Genomic DNA, 876 nt, shown 5'->3' on the forward strand with positions numbered 1-876 from the left:
AGTACCTCATGAACAAGTTCGGCGACCGCGACCTCGAGGTCTACCTGATCCACGCCGCCGAGTGGAACGTCATGGGCCACAAGCGCATGACCGAGAAGTCCGTCGTGCTCACCGCCTCCGAGTCCGGCACCACCCCCGAGGTCCTCGAGGCCGTCAAGAAGATGAAGGAAAAGGGCATTCGCGTCTACGCCATGACCAAGCCCGAGGGCCCCATCGGCCAGGCTGTCGGCGCCGAGAACTGCGTCGCCATGGCTTCTGACCATGGTTCGGGCGGCTGCGAGAAGGGCTACTACCTCGCCGACTGCTTCGGCCTGCGCCTGCTCAACCGCCGCGGCTGCTTCCCCAAGTTCGATCTGTTTATCGAGCAGACCAAGGACATCTGGAAGGACATGCTCGATATCCGCAAGCGCTTCGAGCCGCGCGCCGAGGAGCTCGCCAAGAAGTACGCCCTGGCCCCCTACACCATGTTCATCGGCTCCGGCGCCCTGTGGGGCGAGACGATCCTGTTCTCGATGTGCATCCTGGAGGAGATGCAGTGGAAGCGCACCCGCTACATCACCTCGGCCGACTTCTTCCACGGCACCCTCGAGCTCGTGGAGCCGGGCGTCCCCGTGTTCCTGTTCATGGGCGAGGACGAGAACCGCAAGCTCGACGAGCGCGTCCGCGCCTTCCTGACCCGCGGCGTGACCGGCGACACCGACATCAACATCATCGACACCGCCGAGTTCGCGATCCCCGGCCTTGACGACGAGTTCCGCGTCATCGTCTCTCCGTGGATTCTGACGGTGCTCGTTACCGACCGCCTGGCTCGCTACTACGAGACGGTCACCAAGCACAACCTCAACTACCGTCGCTACTATCACCAGTTCGACTACT

1 protein-coding gene is annotated in these 876 nt (G+C 63.4%); it reads left to right on the plus strand.

Annotated features, from left to right (window positions below; all coding sequences use genetic code 11):
- Window positions 1–876, plus strand: an 876-nt coding sequence (locus tag HMPREF9463_RS10225) for an SIS domain-containing protein (RefSeq protein ID WP_035138998.1), incomplete at both ends; no start/stop codon positions are given.

The sequence above is a fragment of the Collinsella sp. 4_8_47FAA genome, from assembly GCF_000763055.1.
In the GTDB taxonomy this organism is placed as follows: domain Bacteria; phylum Actinomycetota; class Coriobacteriia; order Coriobacteriales; family Coriobacteriaceae; genus Collinsella.